The sequence below is a fragment of the Paenibacillus sp. O199 genome (assembly GCF_001636635.1).
Taxonomy (GTDB): Bacteria; Bacillota; Bacilli; order Paenibacillales; family Paenibacillaceae; genus Paenibacillus; species Paenibacillus marchantiae.
This window is the reverse complement of record NZ_LGRP01000011.1, coordinates 105,482-124,191: the sequence shown is the minus strand read 5'-3', so window position 1 is coordinate 124,191 and position 18,710 is coordinate 105,482. Positions and strand designations below refer to the sequence as shown.

Annotated in this window: 14 protein-coding genes; 9 read left to right on the top strand and 5 right to left on the bottom strand. The window is 48.0% G+C overall.

Annotated features, from left to right (window positions below; all coding sequences use genetic code 11):
* The first annotated feature begins 30 nt into the window (after positions 1-30).
* On the top strand, positions 31-1,170 hold the full coding sequence (locus tag A6049_RS18140) for a toxic anion resistance protein (RefSeq protein ID WP_063566020.1): 1,140 nt from the start codon (positions 31-33) through the stop codon (positions 1,168-1,170).
* A 108-nt stretch (positions 1,171-1,278) separates the two neighbouring features.
* Here the strand turns inward: A6049_RS18140 and A6049_RS18135 are convergent, their stop codons facing one another.
* The 3 genes from A6049_RS18135 to A6049_RS18125 form a co-directional block, all read right to left on the bottom strand.
* On the bottom strand, positions 1,279-1,986 hold the full coding sequence (locus tag A6049_RS18135; protein WP_205412028.1) for a YoaK family protein: 708 nt from the start codon (positions 1,984-1,986) through the stop codon (positions 1,279-1,281).
* Positions 1,987-2,088: 102 nt separating this feature from the next.
* Entirely contained in the window at positions 2,089-3,132 is a 1,044-nt protein-coding gene (locus A6049_RS18130) for a cupin domain-containing protein (protein ID WP_231952700.1), read from the bottom strand.
* A gap of 164 nt (positions 3,133-3,296) precedes the next feature.
* Positions 3,297-3,905: a TetR/AcrR family transcriptional regulator gene (locus A6049_RS18125; RefSeq protein WP_063566018.1), complete on the bottom strand. Its 609-nt coding sequence runs from the start codon at positions 3,903-3,905 to the stop codon at positions 3,297-3,299.
* A 190-nt stretch (positions 3,906-4,095) separates the two neighbouring features.
* Between A6049_RS18125 and A6049_RS18120 the strand changes: the two genes are divergently transcribed.
* A complete protein-coding gene (locus tag A6049_RS18120; RefSeq protein WP_063566017.1) occupies positions 4,096-4,854 on the top strand; it encodes an SDR family oxidoreductase in 759 nt (252 codons plus the stop codon).
* A 124-nt stretch (positions 4,855-4,978) separates the two neighbouring features.
* Here the strand turns inward: A6049_RS18120 and A6049_RS18115 are convergent, their stop codons facing one another.
* Complete coding sequence (locus tag A6049_RS18115; RefSeq protein ID WP_063566016.1) at positions 4,979-6,007, bottom strand: LacI family DNA-binding transcriptional regulator; 1,029 nt, start codon at positions 6,005-6,007, stop codon at positions 4,979-4,981.
* Positions 6,008-6,464: 457 nt separating this feature from the next.
* On the opposite strand from A6049_RS18115, the gene A6049_RS18110 reads away from it, so the two are divergent.
* From A6049_RS18110 to A6049_RS18095, 4 genes are all read left to right on the top strand, one after another.
* Entirely contained in the window at positions 6,465-7,751 is a 1,287-nt protein-coding gene (locus tag A6049_RS18110) for a sugar ABC transporter substrate-binding protein (RefSeq protein WP_063566015.1), read from the top strand.
* Between the two features lie 94 nt (positions 7,752-7,845).
* On the top strand, positions 7,846-9,201 hold the full coding sequence (locus A6049_RS18105; RefSeq protein ID WP_063566014.1) for a carbohydrate ABC transporter permease: 1,356 nt from the start codon (positions 7,846-7,848) through the stop codon (positions 9,199-9,201).
* On the top strand, positions 9,198-10,034 hold the full coding sequence (locus A6049_RS18100; protein WP_024628944.1) for a sugar ABC transporter permease: 837 nt from the start codon (positions 9,198-9,200) through the stop codon (positions 10,032-10,034). The genes A6049_RS18105 and A6049_RS18100 overlap by 4 nt, the downstream gene beginning before the upstream one ends.
* A 159-nt stretch (positions 10,035-10,193) precedes the next feature.
* Positions 10,194-11,480 carry an MFS transporter gene (locus A6049_RS18095; RefSeq protein WP_063566013.1) on the top strand — a complete coding sequence of 429 codons (1,287 nt, stop codon included), beginning with the start codon at positions 10,194-10,196 and terminating at the stop codon, positions 11,478-11,480.
* Between the two features lie 99 nt (positions 11,481-11,579).
* Here the strand turns inward: A6049_RS18095 and A6049_RS18090 are convergent, their stop codons facing one another.
* Positions 11,580-13,739, bottom strand: coding sequence for an alpha-amylase family glycosyl hydrolase (locus tag A6049_RS18090; RefSeq protein ID WP_063566012.1), 2,160 nt, complete (start codon positions 13,737-13,739; stop codon positions 11,580-11,582).
* Positions 13,740-14,414: 675 nt separating this feature from the next.
* Between A6049_RS18090 and A6049_RS18085 the strand changes: the two genes are divergently transcribed.
* Genes A6049_RS18085 through A6049_RS18075 form a run of 3 tightly spaced genes read left to right on the top strand, consistent with a single transcriptional unit; the run spans position 14,415 to position 18,621 of the window.
* Positions 14,415-15,788, top strand: coding sequence for an alpha/beta hydrolase (locus A6049_RS18085; RefSeq protein WP_063566011.1), 1,374 nt, complete (start codon positions 14,415-14,417; stop codon positions 15,786-15,788).
* 2 nt (positions 15,789-15,790) lie between these two features.
* Complete coding sequence (locus A6049_RS18080; protein ID WP_063566010.1) at positions 15,791-17,212, top strand: cysteine peptidase family C39 domain-containing protein; 1,422 nt, start codon at positions 15,791-15,793, stop codon at positions 17,210-17,212.
* On the top strand, positions 17,209-18,621 hold the full coding sequence (locus A6049_RS18075) for an ANL family adenylate-forming protein (protein WP_095206146.1): 1,413 nt from the start codon (positions 17,209-17,211) through the stop codon (positions 18,619-18,621). Before A6049_RS18080 ends, A6049_RS18075 begins: the two co-directional genes overlap by 4 nt.
* Positions 18,622-18,710 lie beyond the last annotated feature (89 nt).

The window sequence follows — 18,710 nt, the reverse complement described above, 5'->3', positions numbered from 1 at the left end:
ATATAGCACGTAATTGAAGGGGGAACTTGGATGTCGTTTTCGATGGAGATACCTAGCCAGAAGGAAATTCAGAAGGTAATAGAGGAGGAAATAAAGCCCGTACCTGCCGAGGTGGCGGAACTGCAGCAAGTCGCAAATGCCAATGTGGAGATGATCATGACACTGGATCTCGAATCGTTGGAGAAACGAAAGGAGATTCTGCAATCCATTGATGGCTTTGGCATGAATACGATGAGATCCTCTTCCGAGAAAAACGCGTTGCTTCAAGTCTCCGTTGGACATCTGTCCAAGACGGGAGACGAGGGCGGTCAGGTCGCCAAAGGCTTGACCGAGCTGCATATGCAACTGAAGGATCTAGACCCCAGCGTGGTCGATTTCGCCAAGACCGGATTCCTTGGCAAATTGTTCAATCCGCTACGGGCTTATTTTCTCAAATACCAGAAGGCTGACGCGGTCATCGCCGATATTGTGACCTCGCTGGATAAAGGCAGAGCGACCTTGAGAAACGACAATACAACACTGGAAATTGAACAGCAAAATCTTCGGGAGCTCACCAAACGACTGCAAAAGGAAATTCAGCTTGGGGTGCTGATGGATGAGTCGATTGACGCACAGATCGAAGCCGCCAAGGTGCGTAATGAGGACCCGGAGAAAGTTCGCTTCATTACCGAAGAAGTGCTGTTCCCGCTACGTCAGCGGGTCATGGATTTACAGCAAATGCTGGTGGTGAACCAGCAGGGCATCATGGCGATTGAAGTTGTCATTCGCAACAACAAGGAATTGATCCGCGGTGTGGATCGGGCCAAAAATGTAACGATCTCGGCATTGAAAATTGCCGTCACTGTTGCGAGTGCACTGTACAATCAGAAGATTGTATTGCAGAAAATTGAACTGCTTAACCGGACGACCAACGACCTGATCGCAGGTACGTCCAAAATGCTGAAAGATCAGGGCATTGCCATCCAGAAGCAAGCTTATGAGGCCAGCATTTCCGTGGATACGATGAAGCAGGCCTTCACAGATGTGCTTTCCGCGCTCGACTCCATCAGTCTCTATAAGCAGGAGGCTTTGCCACGGATGCGGGAGACCATTAATCAGTTCCGTGAACTGGCGGATACCGGAGAGCAGCAGATTCAGCGGTTGGAGAAAGGGCAGAAGCTGGGGCTGTAGTTTGAAAGGTAGTTAGAGGGGTATAGTGGAAGTATCGTACATGAGATCAAAAAACGGTTGAACTCAGATAAGCTCTGGTTCAACCGTTTTTTTTTGCCTTTCTGCTGCTTAGGTCAAATCACGGTGAACATGGAGGACGTAGGGGATCAGCAGAAGAAGTAGAGCCAGTGAAGCTATCAGGGCAAGCAGCAGGCTTCCTTGGGTTAATAGTAATGCTCCCAGAGCTGCACCGAACACAAAAATAACCCAGGACAGGGCGAGTACTGCCCATTCGGAAGCAGGAGCCTTACCCCGAACGGCTTTGGCCAGTGCCTGTCCAATACCGAATAATGTGCCTGTCACAAATCCTTTGCCCACATCAGCATGAGCAACCATCTGGTGCATGGTGTTTTGCATACCCATGGCAACTGCAATCGGGAAAAGCACGCTCTGTGTATGGAGGAACAGCAAGAATACAATGGCGCCGGCAAACAGCAGGGATTCAAAGCCCAAGATGCCCGCCAGTCGCCATTTTCCCAATCGATCTGTGATCAACGTACCGATAAAGGCGCCTACAACGAATAAAAAAATGACCAGGCCTATATTCGTTAATACAGCGGAGTCTCCTTCAAATAGCGCGATGCCAAGCTTGGTACTGTTACCACTCATGAAAGAAAGATAGATTTTCCCCAGCTGCAGATAGCCGACGGCATCAATGAAACCGGAGATCAGCACAAGTGCACATGACAGTAGAAGCCGGGAAAGACCCGGCTCCAGTCGTTCTACGGTATGTCCCACACGTTTGCGATCACTGGTCGAATCGGAAGCAGAAGCCATGATGTCCAACCCCTTTTCCATGATACTCGAGTGGTTTAGTGATAAATGACAGAAGGATCATTTTTCCAAACCTATATTCAATAGGTACCGGTAGTGGTTGGACTATGACTTCGATTTATTCGGGTCCGGTGCGATAAAAAGAGTATCATTCGGAAGCTGTTCGGCTTCCTCTTTGGACATTTCCAGATTAGTGGACAGCACATCATCCGGGTTGCCTGCTAGCCACTCGCTCAGATCAATAGCTTCATAGTGTCCGCTGTTGAACCCAATTAACACACGACAGACCTCATCTCCCGTATTTTTGATATAGTGACCTGCACCCATCGGGGCATAACCCACATCGCCTGCTTCGAATTGCTCTGTCACCGCATGACCTTCTGCCAGAAATACCGTCATTTCGGCAGTGCCGCTAATGTAATACTGCCATTCGTCGGCGTTGGGATGCCAATGCATCTCTCGTAATGCGCCTGGTTGCAGCTCGATCAATGATCCGGCCATCGTGGTGGAGATGGGGAAATCTTCGACAGTAACCGTGCGTTGGGTTCCGCCGCCTGGTGCACGTCTGGGCTGCTTGGCATGCAGCGGGTATCGGTGGGGAGTCGTCAGCTCCGAATTGCGGCGATAAGTTCCGGAAGAGGAGCTGTCATTAGGGACAGGCCCTTTGACGAAATAGGCTTCTCCCTGAGGCAATTTCGCTGCACGCTCTGGGGTAATTCCAAGATTCTGGGCAACAATGTTGTTCGGTGTATGAGACAGGAAATCGGTAATGCTGAACGTATGATCTTCCGAGAAATCACCATTATCAAATATCAGAATAAAATGGCATTCGTCCGGTCCCAATCCCTGAATGGAGTGTCCGTAACCACGTGGAAAATACCATACATCTCCTGGCTCAAATGTATCGGTGTACGCATGTCCGTCCGGGTGAATGACAGTGGTGCGACAGGAGCCGCTGATCACATAAGCCCATTCTGCCGCATTGGCATGCCAGTGCAATTCACGCATGCCTCCCGGTTCGAGGCGCATGGATACGCCCGCTATTCCAATGGACGCAGGAAAATCCCGAACGGAAGCACCGCGGGTAATACCGCCTGGGCCCGTACGGGGTTCTTTTTGTTCAAGCCGATATTTGAAAGATGTCATCATGATTCCTCCTCATATTATATTAGGTACACATGTAAATAGTTAAATATGGCGTTCATATCTTTTACCCATATTTTGCGAAACTATTCAATTGATTCCTGATTAATATGAGGCAAAAGAGAGACTTTCATTCAAACTTTATGCTGATTTGTGTGTACATATTGTACTTAGGGTGCCTTATACGAGGTGTGATACGCTACATTTCCAGGTTTGTAATTAATGATTTTAAATAACTCATCTGCCATATAAGTGGGACTATGCTTGAATTCCTGCCGAATCCATTCAATAATCATGCCAAAGATCGCATGGGATTGATAACTTGCCAGCAGCTCGCGATTGATATGGGACGGAAATATTTCGTTGAGGTCCTGAAGAGCAAGGTCACGCAGAACATCGCAGATCATTTGCTGAAAATTGGACGATGCCTCCGATTTAACGACAAGGGTGTAGAATTGCGCATGCTGATGCACATGTTCGAAAATTTTGATTGCAGAAGAGGGCATATGACTTACTTCAAATATTTCTTTATCCAGATAGGGCTCACGATAGGATAAGACCAGATCCTTAATAATGTCATCGATGATCTCATTGAACAGGTCTTCTTTGTATTGATAGTGTCTGTAAAAGGTTCCCCGATTCAGATCTGCCAGCTGCACAATATCCGTAATGGATATTTCTTTGAATGACTGCTTTTGCATTAATTGAATGAGGGCATCCTTCAGCGCCGCTTTGGATTTCTTAATTCTTCGATCCATGGAACTCGGAAGTTCGGTCATATGCAGTACTCCTCGTAAATAGGTATTTTAAGATAAAGTACATTCGGTATTAGAAGTGTTGATTAACGTACAATTGGGCAAGCTTTTACTGATTGAACAGGAATGCTATGACTTATTATACTAAGGATAAGAGTTAATGAACATTTGTTTGTTAACTTATTGTAAACGAATACATGGAGGATGATACAACATGAGACTTCAAGATAAAGTGGCTGTAGTAACAGGTGCGGGTTCTGGCATGGGCAAAGCAATTGCAACACTGTACGCGCAAGAAGGTGCTAAGGTGGTTGTATCGGATATCAATGAAGCTTCAGCGAAGGCGGTTGCAGAGGATATCAAGGCAAATGGTGGAGAAGCGACGTTTGTGGTTGCGAATGTGGCGAAGGAAGAAGATATTCAGAACCTGATCGATACGACAGTTAACACATATGGAACAGTGGACATTCTGGTCAATAATGCAGGCATTATGGACAGTATGGAACCAGCTGGTGACATTGTGGATGACAAGTGGGAGCGTATCTTTGCAATCAACACAACAAGTGTCATGCGTGCTACCCGCAAAGTGCTGCCAATCTTCCTGGAAAAACAAAAAGGCGTTATCGTCAACATCGCTTCAGCCGGCGGATTGCATGGTGCACGTGCAGGCGCGGCTTACACGGCTTCCAAACATGCAGTTGTGGGATTCACCAAAAATACAGGCTTCATGTATGCTCAACAAGGTATTCGCTGTAACGCAATTGCTCCGGGTGGGGTTGAAACCAATATTGCTTCCACAATGACAAACATTAATCACTTCGGTGCCAGCAGACAACAGCTGGGAATGGCGATCAATCCGCGTGCAGGTAAAAGTGAAGAAATTGCACAGGTGGCCCTGTTCCTTGGTTCGGACGAATCCAGCTTCGTGAACGGAACAGTCGTAACGGCAGATGCAGGATGGAGTTCATACTAATCCGTCGTCCATAACTGAAATATGCAAAGAAGCTCATACCAGTGTATGGGCTTCTTTTTGCATGTCCGTAATAGGCGAGAATGTGGAGCATTAGGCAATAGGACAAACGTTTGCACAAACATGTCTACGCGTTCCCGGATAACGTAAATAGGGAAGAATCCCGAACAATCAAGCGGTGCGGAATAATCACTGGATTCTGAGGCAGGTGTTCACCGTTTAGAATTTTTAACAATACCTGAACCGCAGTATAGCCCAGCTGATAAGTTCCGATATCAATGGAACTAAGCGGCGGCGAAGCAAGTTCCGATAAAGCAATATTGTTAAAGCTCACAACACTTATATCTTCAGGAACGTTATATCCCAGCTCGGCCAGAGCACGAAGCACGCCAAAGGCAACATTGTCGTCGATGACAACGAGGGCGGTTGGTCTGTCGGGTAGCGACATGAACAGGGACATCGCCCGGAAGCCGCTTTCCTGTAGGAATTCTCCTTCCACGATCCAGTCATTGTTAGCATTAAGACCGGCTTTTTCAAGCGCATTTTTGTATCCGAGCAGGCGATCATGAGACAACGTCAAATCTGGTGGTCCGCTAACAAATCCCACTCGTTTATGCCCTTGGGCAATCAGATGTGTGGTTGCATCGAATGCTGTCTGTACATTGTTATTGTCCACCATCGGTGCATCGGGATGCGTTTCACTGCGGCCAATCAGCACAAAAGGAAACTTTTCCGCCTCCAAAAACGAAATAATCGGATCTTCCCTTTTGGAGCCAAGCAGCAAAATACCATCCACGCGTCGCCCATGTACCAGGCGGGATATAGCATTCAACTCATCGCTGGAAGACGTTTCGGTGGAGAGAAGAAGTTCATAATTCATGCGGGTGGCATGCGTAATGATTCCCCGAAGCAATTCTCCGAAAAAGTAGTTCTGAAACAGCTCTTCAGCAGGTCGGGGCAGCATGATACCCAGGGTTTGAGTCGTTTTGGAAACAAGGCTTTTGGCCATCATATTTGGATGATAATTCATTTCTTTCATGATTTGCTTCACTTTGAGTGACGTTTCCGAACTGATTCTGGGATGGTTGGAAATAACCCGTGAGACCGTAGAAGGGGATACACCCGCCAATTTGGCAATATCTTTGATTGTAATCATGTGAAAAATCCCTTCTGTACAAGCATTTCAACATGTCTCCTATGTTAATTCAAAGACTTCGATAAATCAATTGCTAACTGCATCATGGTGAAGAGGGGAAAGCAAAACAAAGGAAGACGGCGGGAGATCAAGCAAATCGGAAATTACAGGAACATAAGCCATAAAAGTGAAGGAAAATGGACGAAAATGACTTGTGCAAACGTTTGTGCAAATAAAGTTCGCTATTGTATGATGTGATTGTTATTATAGCGCTTACATGACTTGAATCAACATACTTCCTAGAAAATTCATCCCGATTACATAAGGATTGTACCCATCTGAGGTTAATATGAGCAAACGTTTGTATTACGTTCAAACGGATATAAGCCGAACTTCGGAATACAGGAACAGTACACAGAAAAACGGGTGAAAAGCGCGAGTACAGCATCGATCATGACTACGAAAAGGGGGAAATTCAATGAGAAAATGGCAGCAAGCAGCACTTGCAGGATTCATGGCACTCACACTTACCGCGTGTTCAAGCGGAGGTGGAGGCGCTGCGCCAACCACAACAGACAGCGGTGAGACTGGAGAAACCACAGTAACCGCGGAAAATATTCAGCCAGAAGAGGGCGCAAGCCTTGTCATATGGGAGGATAAAAATCAGCGCAGCTTTATCGAAGAACGGGCGAAGAAATTTGAAGAGAAATACGGCGTTTCTGTAAAAATCGAGGAATTGCCGCCGACGGATCAAGTGACCAAGCTCACTACGGACGGACCCGCGGGATTGGCTGCGGATGTGGTCGTTTTCCCACATGACAAGATTGGTAGCGCTTCAGAAGCTGGACTGATTTTGCCGAACGATATTTTTGAGCAACAGACTACACAATCCACTAGTGACAATGCGGTTAAAGCCGTAACCTTCAAAGACATCTTATACGGCTATCCCTACAGCGTAGAAACCTATGCGTTGTTCTACAACAAAAAGCTTTATCCCGAAGCACCGAAATCATTTGATGACATTATCAGCTTTGCCAAAACCTTTAATGACACCAAAAACAATAAGTACACTCTGATGTGGGAGCTACAGCAGTTCTATTACAACTTTGCTTATCTGGCTTCCCAGGGCGGATATATCTTCGGTGATGAAGGCATGAACAGCGAGGATATTGGCCTCAACAATGAGGGAGCCATCAAGGGCGGTCAGTTCTTGCAAACGCTGAAATCGGAAGTACTGCCTGTGAAGATGGGCGATGTGAACTATGACATCAAGAAAGGTCTCTTCTCAAGCGGGAAACTGGCCATGGATATTAACGGACCTTGGTCCATCGCCGATTATCGCAATGCTGGCATTGACTTCGGTGTTGCGCCACTTCCGGCGATTGAAGGCAAACCGATGACCTCCTTCTCTGGAGTCAAGGCCTATTACGTCAATGCATTTACAACCTATCCGAATGCTGCCAAGTTGTTTGCAGCTTATCTCTCCAGTGCCGAATCCCAGATGGTCAACTTTGAGATGAACGGCACTCTCCCAGCCAATAAAGACGTGGCGGCAGATCCGAAAATTCAAGGGGATGAAATCACGAAGGCATTCCTTGAGCAATTCAACAACTCTACCCCAATGCCTTCGCTTCCTGCCATGGATAGCGTATGGGGTCCCATCAGTGCAGCAATTACCGACATATGGGATGGAGGCAAGGATGTGAAAACCTCTCTGGATAACGCAGTCAAACAAGTCAAGGAGAGCCTTGCAACTGTCCAATAAAAAAGAAAGAGCAGGTGCAGAGGAAGTCAACATGTCCTCTGCACTCTGCTATAACTGATCGGTAACTTCGCTTGCCGGGAAGGAGTAGGAATGAATGAAACAACAGCATGTTCCAGTCACTGTTAAACCGAATCGAGAAAGACAGCATCGCATGACAGCGGCTGTGTTGTCCCTTGTCCTGCAAGGACTTGGACAGTTGTATAACCGTCAATGGATTAAGGGAATTTGTTTTCTGATCCTAGAGGGAGTAGGACTCGCTTATCTGATTCCCCGTTTGAATCAGGCTGTATGGGGAGTATGGACGCTGGGCGAGCAAACGCAGCGTTTCGTCAAGGTCAATGGATCAACGGTGCTGCAACAGGGCGACCACTCCATCTTTTTGCTGCTCAACGGAATCATAGTACTTTTGGTATTTTTCGTTTTTCTTCTTCTATATATTTTCAATATTCGGGATGCGTACATCACGGGAAAATTAAGAGAGGAAGGCAAGCAGGCCACTGGAGCTTCTGCTTCCCTGAGATATCTGCTCGATAAACAATTTCCGTATCTTTTCCTATCCATCCCTGCGCTCGGAATCCTGTTTTTCACCATTATGCCGATTTTATTTACGATTACCCTGGCCTTCACCAATTACTCGGCACCGGATCATATTCCGCCCGCCAAGCTGGTGGACTGGGTCGGTTTCAAGACTTTTACGGATCTAATTCAGCTTAAATCGTGGAGCCATACCTTCTTTGGAGTATTAACATGGACCGTGATCTGGGCCATTCTGGCAACGGTGACTACGTATTTTGGTGGGGTGCTGGTTGCACTTCTCATCGAGCAGAAGGGTATTCGTTTCAAAAAGCTGTGGCGGACGATCTTCATTCTTCCGTATGCCATTCCGCAGATTATCTCACTGCTTCTGATGCGTAACCTGTTCAACGGACAGTTTGGTCCCATTAATACGTATATGAAGGCTTTTGGCCTTGAGGGGTTGCCATGGTTAACCGATCCATTCTGGGCAAAAGTTACAGTCGTCATTGTAAACATGTGGATCGGAATCCCGGTCAGCATGGTGCTCATACTGGGCGTGCTAACAGCGATTCCACGGGATTTGTATGAAGCGGCTGAGGTAGACGGTGCGTCTGGCTTTCAGAAGTTCCGCATCATTACGCTTCCTTTTATCATGTTCGCTACGACACCGGTGCTCATTATGCAATTTGCCGGGAATTTCAACAACTTCAATGTCATCTTCCTGTTGACGAACGGTAATCCGCTGCGTGGGGATTATCAGTATGCGGGATCAACCGATCTTCTCGTGACCTGGTTGTACAAACTGACGTTGGATAACAACAAGTTCAATATGGCTTCGGCGGTCGGTATCATTATTTTCCTGATTATTGCGTCGTTCTCCATCTGGAATTTCCGTCGTTCCAAATCGTTCAAGGAGGAGGACATGATTCAATGAAAAAGCGCAACAATCCCATGCGTCTGACGATCAGCTATGTGCTGCTGGTCATCATTGCCATCGTATCGGTGTATCCCGTCTTGTGGATATTTCTCTCGTCACTGCGTCCAGGTGCGGCTCTGTTCAGTGAACGTCTGTGGCCTGAAGCGTTCACGCTGGCACATTATGGGGAACTGTTTAATAACCCGTCGTTCATGTATGGAACATGGTATCTGAACACGTTGAAGATCGCCTTTTTCACCATGATTTTCTCAACGCTCATGGTCACTTTAGGCATGTATGCCTTATCCCGGTTCCGGTTTCGCGGTCGCAAGACCATTCTATCCACCATGCTGATCCTCGGGATGTTCCCGAGCTTCATGAGCATGATTGCCATTTATATTATTTTGCTTCAGATCAAATTGCTGGACACTCATGCCGCGTTGATTCTGGTCTATTCGTCTGGGGCCGTGCTGGGTGGATTTATTGTCAAAGGGTTCTTTGATACCATCCCGCGCAGTTTGGATGAAGCAGCACGAATTGATGGTGCCAGTCATCTGCGTGTGTTCACCAGCATCATTCTGCCGTTGTCCCGGCCGATGCTGACCTATGTAGCCTTAACCAGCTTCACTGGTGCATGGATGGACTTTATCTTTGCCCGGCTGGTACTTCGGACAAAAGAGAACTGGACACTTGCGGTTGGCATGTGGGATCTGGTTAGTCGTTATCAGGACAGTAACTTTACGATGTTTGCTGCCGGGGCGGTACTGATCGCTATTCCGATTACGTTGTTGTTTGTATTCTTGCAACGCTTCCTGGTGCAGGGGCTGACCTCTGGCGCCTCCAAAGGATAAAAGGATAAGAGGATAAACACCCAAATCGCATAGACAGCCTGTAGAACATATCCAGGCCACCAATCAGGCGCTTCTGAGAGGTTCCATTCATCGCTGGAACTGCTCCGGAAGCGCCTGCCTGCTGTTTGAGATCCGAATGACAAGAGGAGGAAAAGATCGATGGGAACGCTACAGTCCCCAGAACCGGAATTGGGACCGAACGGGGCTCTTACTGCTGCGGAGAGTCAGAAAATGGCCAATAGGGCGCTTTGGCGTAATGTTGCTTATCGCAGAATTTTGTGTGGCTATGGCATCTCCGTATTTGGTGATTGTTTCAACGGCATTGCCATCAGTCTGTGGGTGTTGCAGACCACAGGAAGTGCGAAGAGCATGGCAGCTGTACAAGTATGTAACATGGTCGTCAGTTTTCTGTTCGGATCATTCGCAGGTACGTTTGCCGACAGACTGGATCGCAGAACATTGATGCTGTCGTCGGATTTGTTTCGTGGGGCTATGGCGTTTATCATCGCGGTGAGTCTGTTTGTGCTGCACGCTCCTTTTCCAATCGTACTGCTCATGCTTTCCCTTTCGATGTTTTCCAGTCTGTTTCAGGCGCCAGCATTTCATGCTTCGGTAACCAGTCTGGTGGGGAGGGAGCATCTGCAACAAGCTACAGGAACCATCCATCTGGTCGATAATATTGCCCGGATCAGCGGACTGGCCGCAGCGGGCATTGCAGTTTCTGCATTTGGAGGATTTACGGCTATTATGATTACAGGTGCGACCTTTCTGCTGTCTGCGATATGTGTGATGTTGGCTGGGCGTTTTCCGGATGTCCAACGCTCTTCCATGCATAGAGGATCGTTCGTAATGGAGTGGGGCGGTTCATTTTCCTACATCTTCGCACATCCCCTGATTCGTTCAATCGTTATTCTTAATCCGCTGCTGATTCTCTTCTTCATGTCAGCCATCATGCTTGTTCAAGTCATGGCCGTCAAAGTATGGCAGGCGAATCCTGTCCAGTTCGGACTGATTGAGACATGTATTCCACTGGGGTACATGTTGGGTTCCGGAATTCTGATTGCCTCAGGCAATCGGTTGAAACGAAGGGGACGATGGGTGTTCATCGGTCTGCTGGTTCTCGGCCCACTGTATATGCTGTTAGCCAATATATCTTCTCCTTTGGTGGCCTTGCCGCTGATCATTGCCGGGGGAGCCATGTTTGCGTGCTGTACGATGTTAACCCAGATCATGATGCGTGCCGAGGTTCCCGATGAGCTGCAGGGTAGAATCTACGGGGTGCTCGGAACCATAACAAGTACAGCCCCGATCCTGGGATTAACGGTGGTTTCCGTTTTGGCTGATCAGTGGGGTGCTCAAACCGTGCTGGAGAGCCTCGGAGCATTGCTGTTGGTGGTAGGAATTATTGCGGCAGCAGGATTAAAATCCATTCGGAACTATCGATAGTAAATGCATGCCATAGATAAGGACGAGCCTAATCAAAGAACCCGGAAGCAGGCGCTTGTCGCGTCTGACTCCGGGTTGAATGATAGGACGGTGAAGGAATTAAGGCTGCCAGTCCACTGTAACGGTTGCGGTTCCACTGGTTGGTGTGGTGAAGGTATGATTATTGCCATTTTCCCACGTAATCGTTGAGCCGTTCTTTTTGAAAAACTTGAATTCCAGATTCGTTCCGGCAGGCACGCTGACGTCATAATACCAGGTTGGATAAGAATAGATGACCTGATTGAAGACCGGACCAATGGCGAGAGGGCCTGTAGACCAGTTCCCCAGCTCCGCAACATTGCCTGTCAGATAGAGATTCTGACCGAGTGTAGTAGATGCATTGTTGATGACAAAACGGACGGAAACCTGGTTGCCACTAAGAATCGTGAAATTGTTATAAGTGTTGCTGTTGACTCCGCTCGCTGCGACTTTAACTGCATAGTTGCCGGCGGCAACAGCAGGGATGGTCACTTTGATCTGAGTATCTTCCCATGATGTGATGGCTGAACCGGTAACAGCGGTTGTACCGAAATAGACAGTGCCTTTGGTAGTACCAAATCCACGACCATCAATGGTAACAGTATTACCCGCTTTACCCATTACAGGGCCCACATGCCCGATAGTTGGTGTAGTGGTATTGGCTGTATACTGCCAGACCGCTGTAGCTCCTGCTGCCAAAGTGAAGTTAGCGACGTTACCTCCTGTAGAGGTAATGTTATTACCGCTTAATGCACCTGCAAGAACATCGTTGTATGTACCCGAAGGGAGTGAAGTGGTCAGACCACTGATGGATGTGGACGTCGAAAGATTACGGTTAACCGCTACGACAGCCACGTTGTTGCCGAATTTACGTTCATACACATACACATCGTTGTTAATCCAGCGCTGCTGAGTTGTTCCATAGGCGATGGCTGGATTGGTTTTGCGCAATGGAGCCAGCTTGCTGATGACGTTAAAAGCAGTTGTTGTTTTGGAGAACGAAGGCATTTTGGCACGGTTGTTAGGGTCGCCGTTACCTGTCAAATACTGCTCAGTGCCATAATAGATGGCTGGTACGCCCCGCGAGGTAAGTGTAAATGCAAGAGCTTGTTCCAAGCGACGGTTATTGACAGCACTTGTTTTGAAGCGATCCATGTCATGGTTATCAATGAAGGTCACTTGGTCATTCACCTGGGCATAATCAGCGGCTGTGCTGGTGATCATGGAATCCAGGGCAACCATCGTGGATGTGTTATCACGGAACACGTTACGTACTTCATTGTTGAAACGGAAGTCGAGCAGACTCATACCGGATTGGTTGGCGAAGTTGGTATTGTCCGCATCGGATGCAGATGAACCCAGGAACCATTCACCAAACGTGAATACCGGTTTGTAGCCATAGATGGAGGACATCCAGTTTTTTTGCCATCCCATCGGCATATGCTTCACCGCATCCACCCGGATTCCGTCAATACCCATATCCAGCCAGAGCTTGATCGCATCCTTGAAGTAGGTGTCAATGGTGCTGTTATTGTGGTTCAGGTCAGCGAGATCATAGAGATTTTTGTAGATACCGTTCTCCAGTGTGGAGAAGTCGGAGCCGCCATTGTGGTGGAATAATTTGTTCGTATCATTGGTGTAGCCACCAAGCAGAGTGCCGTTATTGTATAACTTTCCATTCTCTGCGAACGAGGTGTCGGTTTCCATGGCAGGAGAGGTATGGTTAGGAGCAAAATCAATGATGACTTTAATGCCTTTGGCATGTGCCGTATTGATCAGGTTCTGAAAATCGGTCATCGTACCGAAAGCAGGATTGGTCTTCTTGAAGTCACGTGCCCAATAGCCGTGATAAGCCGTATTGTTGACACCGGAATAGTTAATCAGTGAGTATATGTTCTCCACAGGCTGGGAAATCCAGAGTGCCGTAATACCCAGATCGGAAAAGTAGTTGTCATTAATCTTGTTGATCAGTCCTTGCCAGTCGCCCCCGCAATAGAGCTTCAGGTTAGAACAGGAGGCGTCATAGGCAGCCCCAGTAGGGTTGTTGGAGGGATTTCCGTCCAGAAAACGGTCGGTAAATACTTGATAAATAACATCGGTGCTGAAGTTCTGCTTGTTGGTTACAGCCGTATCAGCATCTGCAAATACGGAGGCCGCCGGGAATAATGGCAGTGCACTTCCGGCCAGCAAGCTGAAGCTCAGCGTGGTACTGAGGATGATTCGCTTGGTCCATTTGAACATTGGTAATCCACCCTTCGTTTATTATATAGATTGAACTAAAGAATATTTACACTTACCACTCCGATGACGGAACAACCTTCCGATCGCTGTTATCCCCAGATTTTTTTGATGCCCTTTTCAAAGGGGGAAATCCGGGGATAAAGGCGAACGTTTCACTTCTTCAGGTTATTTCTGTCCTCTCCGTTCTCGTGCAAATGTGTAGTTCAATTTATATAGATTTGTGGTCTCTTTTTTTGATTAGAAAAGCGCTTTCAACATTGGACGTTGGTAGGTTATTCTTAACGTTATCCCCCCTTTATGAACGCCAACAACCCCGGCACCTCCTGCTGGAGTTACCGGGGTTGTCCTAAACCGATTGGGTTTAAAAGCATGGCCCTCTAGTTATAATCACAACGTTATGATAATTAAATAATGGTTTGGTTGTCAATAACTTTTTCCTGAGCATTTTTTTTCTATTTCTATATTTACAAATCAGGCTCAACAGATTTAAACTATTCGCAGACCCACCAATATAAGGGCTATGCATTTTAGAACATTTCGGTGTTTTAAAACAACCCCGTCTCTTCAGAGACGGGGTTGTTTGTCGATGTAGCCAAGGGAAGAACGAAGCAGGACTAACAAGTAAATCCCGGTAGTTTAAAAGGGAAATCTATAGGAGAGGCGGTTGATGGATCAGTGAACACTCATTCTGTCATCGAATGTGTGGAAGGTTTCAAGGCATCCAGGCTGGACAACACAAGAAAGATTTTTGTCTATTTGCCACCAGGCTATAAGGAGCATGTGGATCAACGCTATCCGGTGTTATACATGCATGCGGGTCAGAGGGCCTTCGGCTCTTCGACTGCGGGAAATGAAACGTGGCACGTAGATCAGGCGGCAGACCAACTGATTGATCAAGGCTTGATGGATGGGCTGATCATTGTCGGAATTGCCCATGTTCGTCCAGTTACACACAATGAATTCTATCATTTCATTGCGCCTGCAAGAGAAGCGGTGAGTGTGGGCTGCTCAGGCCTGGATTATGAACACTTTATCATTCATGAACTGAAACCATTCATTGACGAGCATTACCGCACACTTCCAGACAAGGACAATACGGGACTGCTTGGTTCTTCCGCAGCGGCACTCAGCACCTTCCATATAGGAACACGTCATCCTGATATTTTTGGCAAACTGATCATGCTCTCTCCCTTTTTCGTGGATGTGCAGCTGGATGAAACGTCGGAGAGCAGGTTACAGGAAGAGGATATGTACTTCATGCCTGAGGGCAGTGCTCCCATTCAAATGTGGATGGATATTGGGGACGCAGAAGGATTGTTTCTGCCTTCCCAGGTAAGGAATGTCGTCCATCAGATGTTCGAACTGGGATATAAGCCTGGCAAGGATATCGCATTTCTGGAACAGCAGGATGCAGGTCATCAGGAAGCGGATTGGGGAGAGCGGGTTCACCTTCCGCTTCTGTACATGTTTGGCCGAATCGGCAATCCAGTCTCTCTGGAGCTGATGGGAAGGGACGTTATTGGATTGAAGGGCGGCATGAGCGGGTACATCAATGCGCTGCTTCATTACGACAGCGGGTTCACCATGAGTGTGCTTGAAGGGGATTATAGGTCCGATCACCCTGATGTTCTTGAGGTTCGACCCAATGGGGAACTGTTTCCTGTCAAGATAGGTCATGCAGTGGTTAGCCTGACGGTGGGAGAGTTGTCGGCATCACGCATGTACACGGTTGTGGAAGAATTATCGGGTCACGTGACTGTCTGCATGAGTGCCGAGGTACCCTTCCAGGACATGTATGATGACTCGATCTACGGAGGCATGGGCATGAAGCTTCTGCAAACCGGAGGTGGTCATTATGAAGGCTGTTTCGATGTTCCACGTGACAGCGGATTTCGGTTCAGGTTCACGCGAGGCTTCCGGCAGTTTGAAACCGATGCAGATGGCAAGGCACTGCCCAATCGGGTGTTTCGTGCCCATGCTAATCTGTCTCTTCATTACAAAATCCAGTCTTGGGGCAGCACGGCTGCCAAAGCCGGGAATAGGAGGTAGCCATGATTAGTCAACCGTTCCAACCAACGATGGATATTCCGTATTATTATCCCTGTAATTTTCCTTTGATTCACGAAATCCTTCAGCGTCAGGGCTCGATAAGCAGTCTCGGTCTGTTAGCTTCCAGCCGCTTATATAGTCTGACTTCCTGTTCAGATCGTGGCCTAATTAAGCCTTACTTTCATAAGCTGGATTATGAGGAGCCGATGTGGGAAGTGTTTGGAGAACGGGAGTTTGACAGCTTCGAACAAGGAAAGGCATATATTCGGGAACGGCTTGAAAATGAGGGGCCTTTGGTCGTTACAGGCACAAGTTACTGCTTGCCTTATGGGGATGATTATCGAAATCCCGAGTATATTCATAAACTCGTTAAACAAGACTCACGCCTGCATCTGGTCGATCATTGGCTGGCTGTGTACGGAATGGATGAGGAGCAGTTCTATGTCTATGACCCCGTTCCCTCCAAATACATGGGAGCTGTGTCATCACCTGATTTCCAAGAGTTCTGGAAAGGAAACAAAAATATCTCCGAGCTCGAAATAGCCCGGCGCAAAGAAACATTACGAACATATGGCACGATGGAGATCCGTGCTGTGGAAACACTCGACTCCGCAGGCTATCGGAACATGCTGCGCTCTGCGCTGGCGACACAGGCCCATGAATTCATCGCGGGCAGAACGATCTGGGAGGGCAATCGAAGCTATTATTTTGGACAGGCTGTCACATCACAATTGTTACAAAGATTGCACCCGGATGCCGAGGTGGATCGGGAACAGGAGAAAGCTATCTCCGCGTTCCTGTTCGACATGCGCTGGAGCCGCTACTTTTTCCGCGATTTGCTGGAAGAGGCCGCCCAATGGCTCGATTCTCCTCATGATCAATATGTTGCAGAATTCGGTGCAATGATTGCCCGATGGGAACAGGCGCATAAGCTGTTGCAGATCGCCAGAATGAAACGAAGCCCTGAATGGCGGGAGCAGTTAACGAATATTATCGAACAATTGGCGGCGGACGAATTACGCTGGTACGAAGCGCTAATGACGACCCATCAGCATGCCGATCGCTTCAGACAGATCCCATCGACTGTGGAAAATCCCGCGCCTACGCCTTCACATCGGGAAGTCATTGAGCGGATTGTGCTGGACAGCTGCGATGAGCTTAATCGGTACCATAACGCGCCCATTCCTCTAGAGCATGGCTTGCAGGCGCCCCTATATGGAAGTCGGGGAAGACTGGACTCCCTTGAACTTGTAACTTTACTTGCCGTTGTCGAGCAAAGTGTTGAAGATGCGTTCGGTGTAGGGATAACCCTCGCGGAAATGGCGGCAGCTTCCATGCCAGAAAGTCCTTATCGAACGGTGGAATCACTGGTTGAATATCTGGAGGCGCAATTGAAACCTTGCCCAAAGGATGATGAGGGATGAATATCACTTTTCTTCTGGAACGGTTCGCCGCGTATGACCATCTCCCTGCGTTGATATGGAAGGACGAGCAGTATAGTTATAACTGGTTATTGGATCAGGTTCACACCTTTAGCCAGTGGATTTCCAGAGAAGGGATTGAAGGGACAACCGTTGCGCTTGAAGAGGATTATTCTCCTTATGCGGCAGCGGCATTGATCGCTCTACTGGAGCGGAATTGTATTGTGGTTCCGATGGATCGACACTTGGTCGAGGCTAAAAGGAATGAGTATACAGCGCTCGCTCAGGCAGAATGGCGCATGAGTGTTGGGGAAGGGGAAGCTATAGCCAGACGTTGCTCCGTGCAAGGCTCTCGGTCCCCGATTTTGGATAGGCTGAGTCAGGAAAAGAACGCAGGTCTGGTAATCTTCTCATCCGGATCGACAGGGCAAAGCAAAGCCGCTGTTCACAGCGCGGATCGTCTGTTGCACGGGTTCAGGCGGCAAGTTCGGCCGCTCTGTACCATTCCGTTCATGATGTTTGATCACATTGGCGGATTGAATACGATGCTGCAATCCCTGTCTAGCGGAGGCTGTTTATGCGTCATACCGGATCGCTCCCCCCTGGAAGTATGCAAAGCCATTGAAAAGTACCGTGTTCAGGCCTTGCCAGTCTCACCAACGTTCATGAATTTGCTGCTCCTTAGTGGGGTCTATCAGGAGTTCGATCTATCCAGTCTCGAAGTGGTCTCCTATGGTTCAGAGGTTATGCCAGAGGCGCTGCTTACCGCATGGAATAGACAATTTCCGAATGTACGTACGGTGCAGGCTTATGGTATGTCGGAGCTTGGTATTCTGCCGACACGCTCCAAAAATTCCGGTTCATTGCTATTTACGGTTCGTGACGGAGAAGTCCGTTATCGGATTGTGGACGGGTTGCTTGAGATCCAAACAAAAACGGCCATGATCGGGTATCTGAACGCCCCTTCTCCGTTCACGGAAGATGGTTGGCTCCAGACCGGAGATGAAGCGGAGATGGAGGATGGTTACATTCGCATTTTGGGTCGCCGCTCCGAGATCATTAATGTAGGCGGACGTAAGGTTTATCCTGCGGAAGTGGAGAGTATTCTGGAACAAATGGAATTCATTGAAACAGCAGTCGTGAGTGGCGAGTCAAGTGGGATCATGGGACAGATGGTAAAGGCCACGGTCAGACTTACAGGTGAGCAGCCTCTTACGGAACTGCGCAGACAAATGTGGGATTTTTGCCGAGACAAGCTGCCCCAGTACAAAATTCCACAAAAGATTGTGATTACTCAGGAGACATTAACAAGTCCAAGAATGAAGAAAATAAGAAATTCCGGTCAAATTCTCTCCGTTCGGGATGAGGTTGCGGCAAGCCTGGAGGAGGATATGGAAGGGACACAATACTGATTGAACGAATGAATAAAGTGACTCATGAATGCCAATGCAGCAGGGGACATCATGAGTGTAATAGGAGAGGGGAACCTTCGGATGCATGA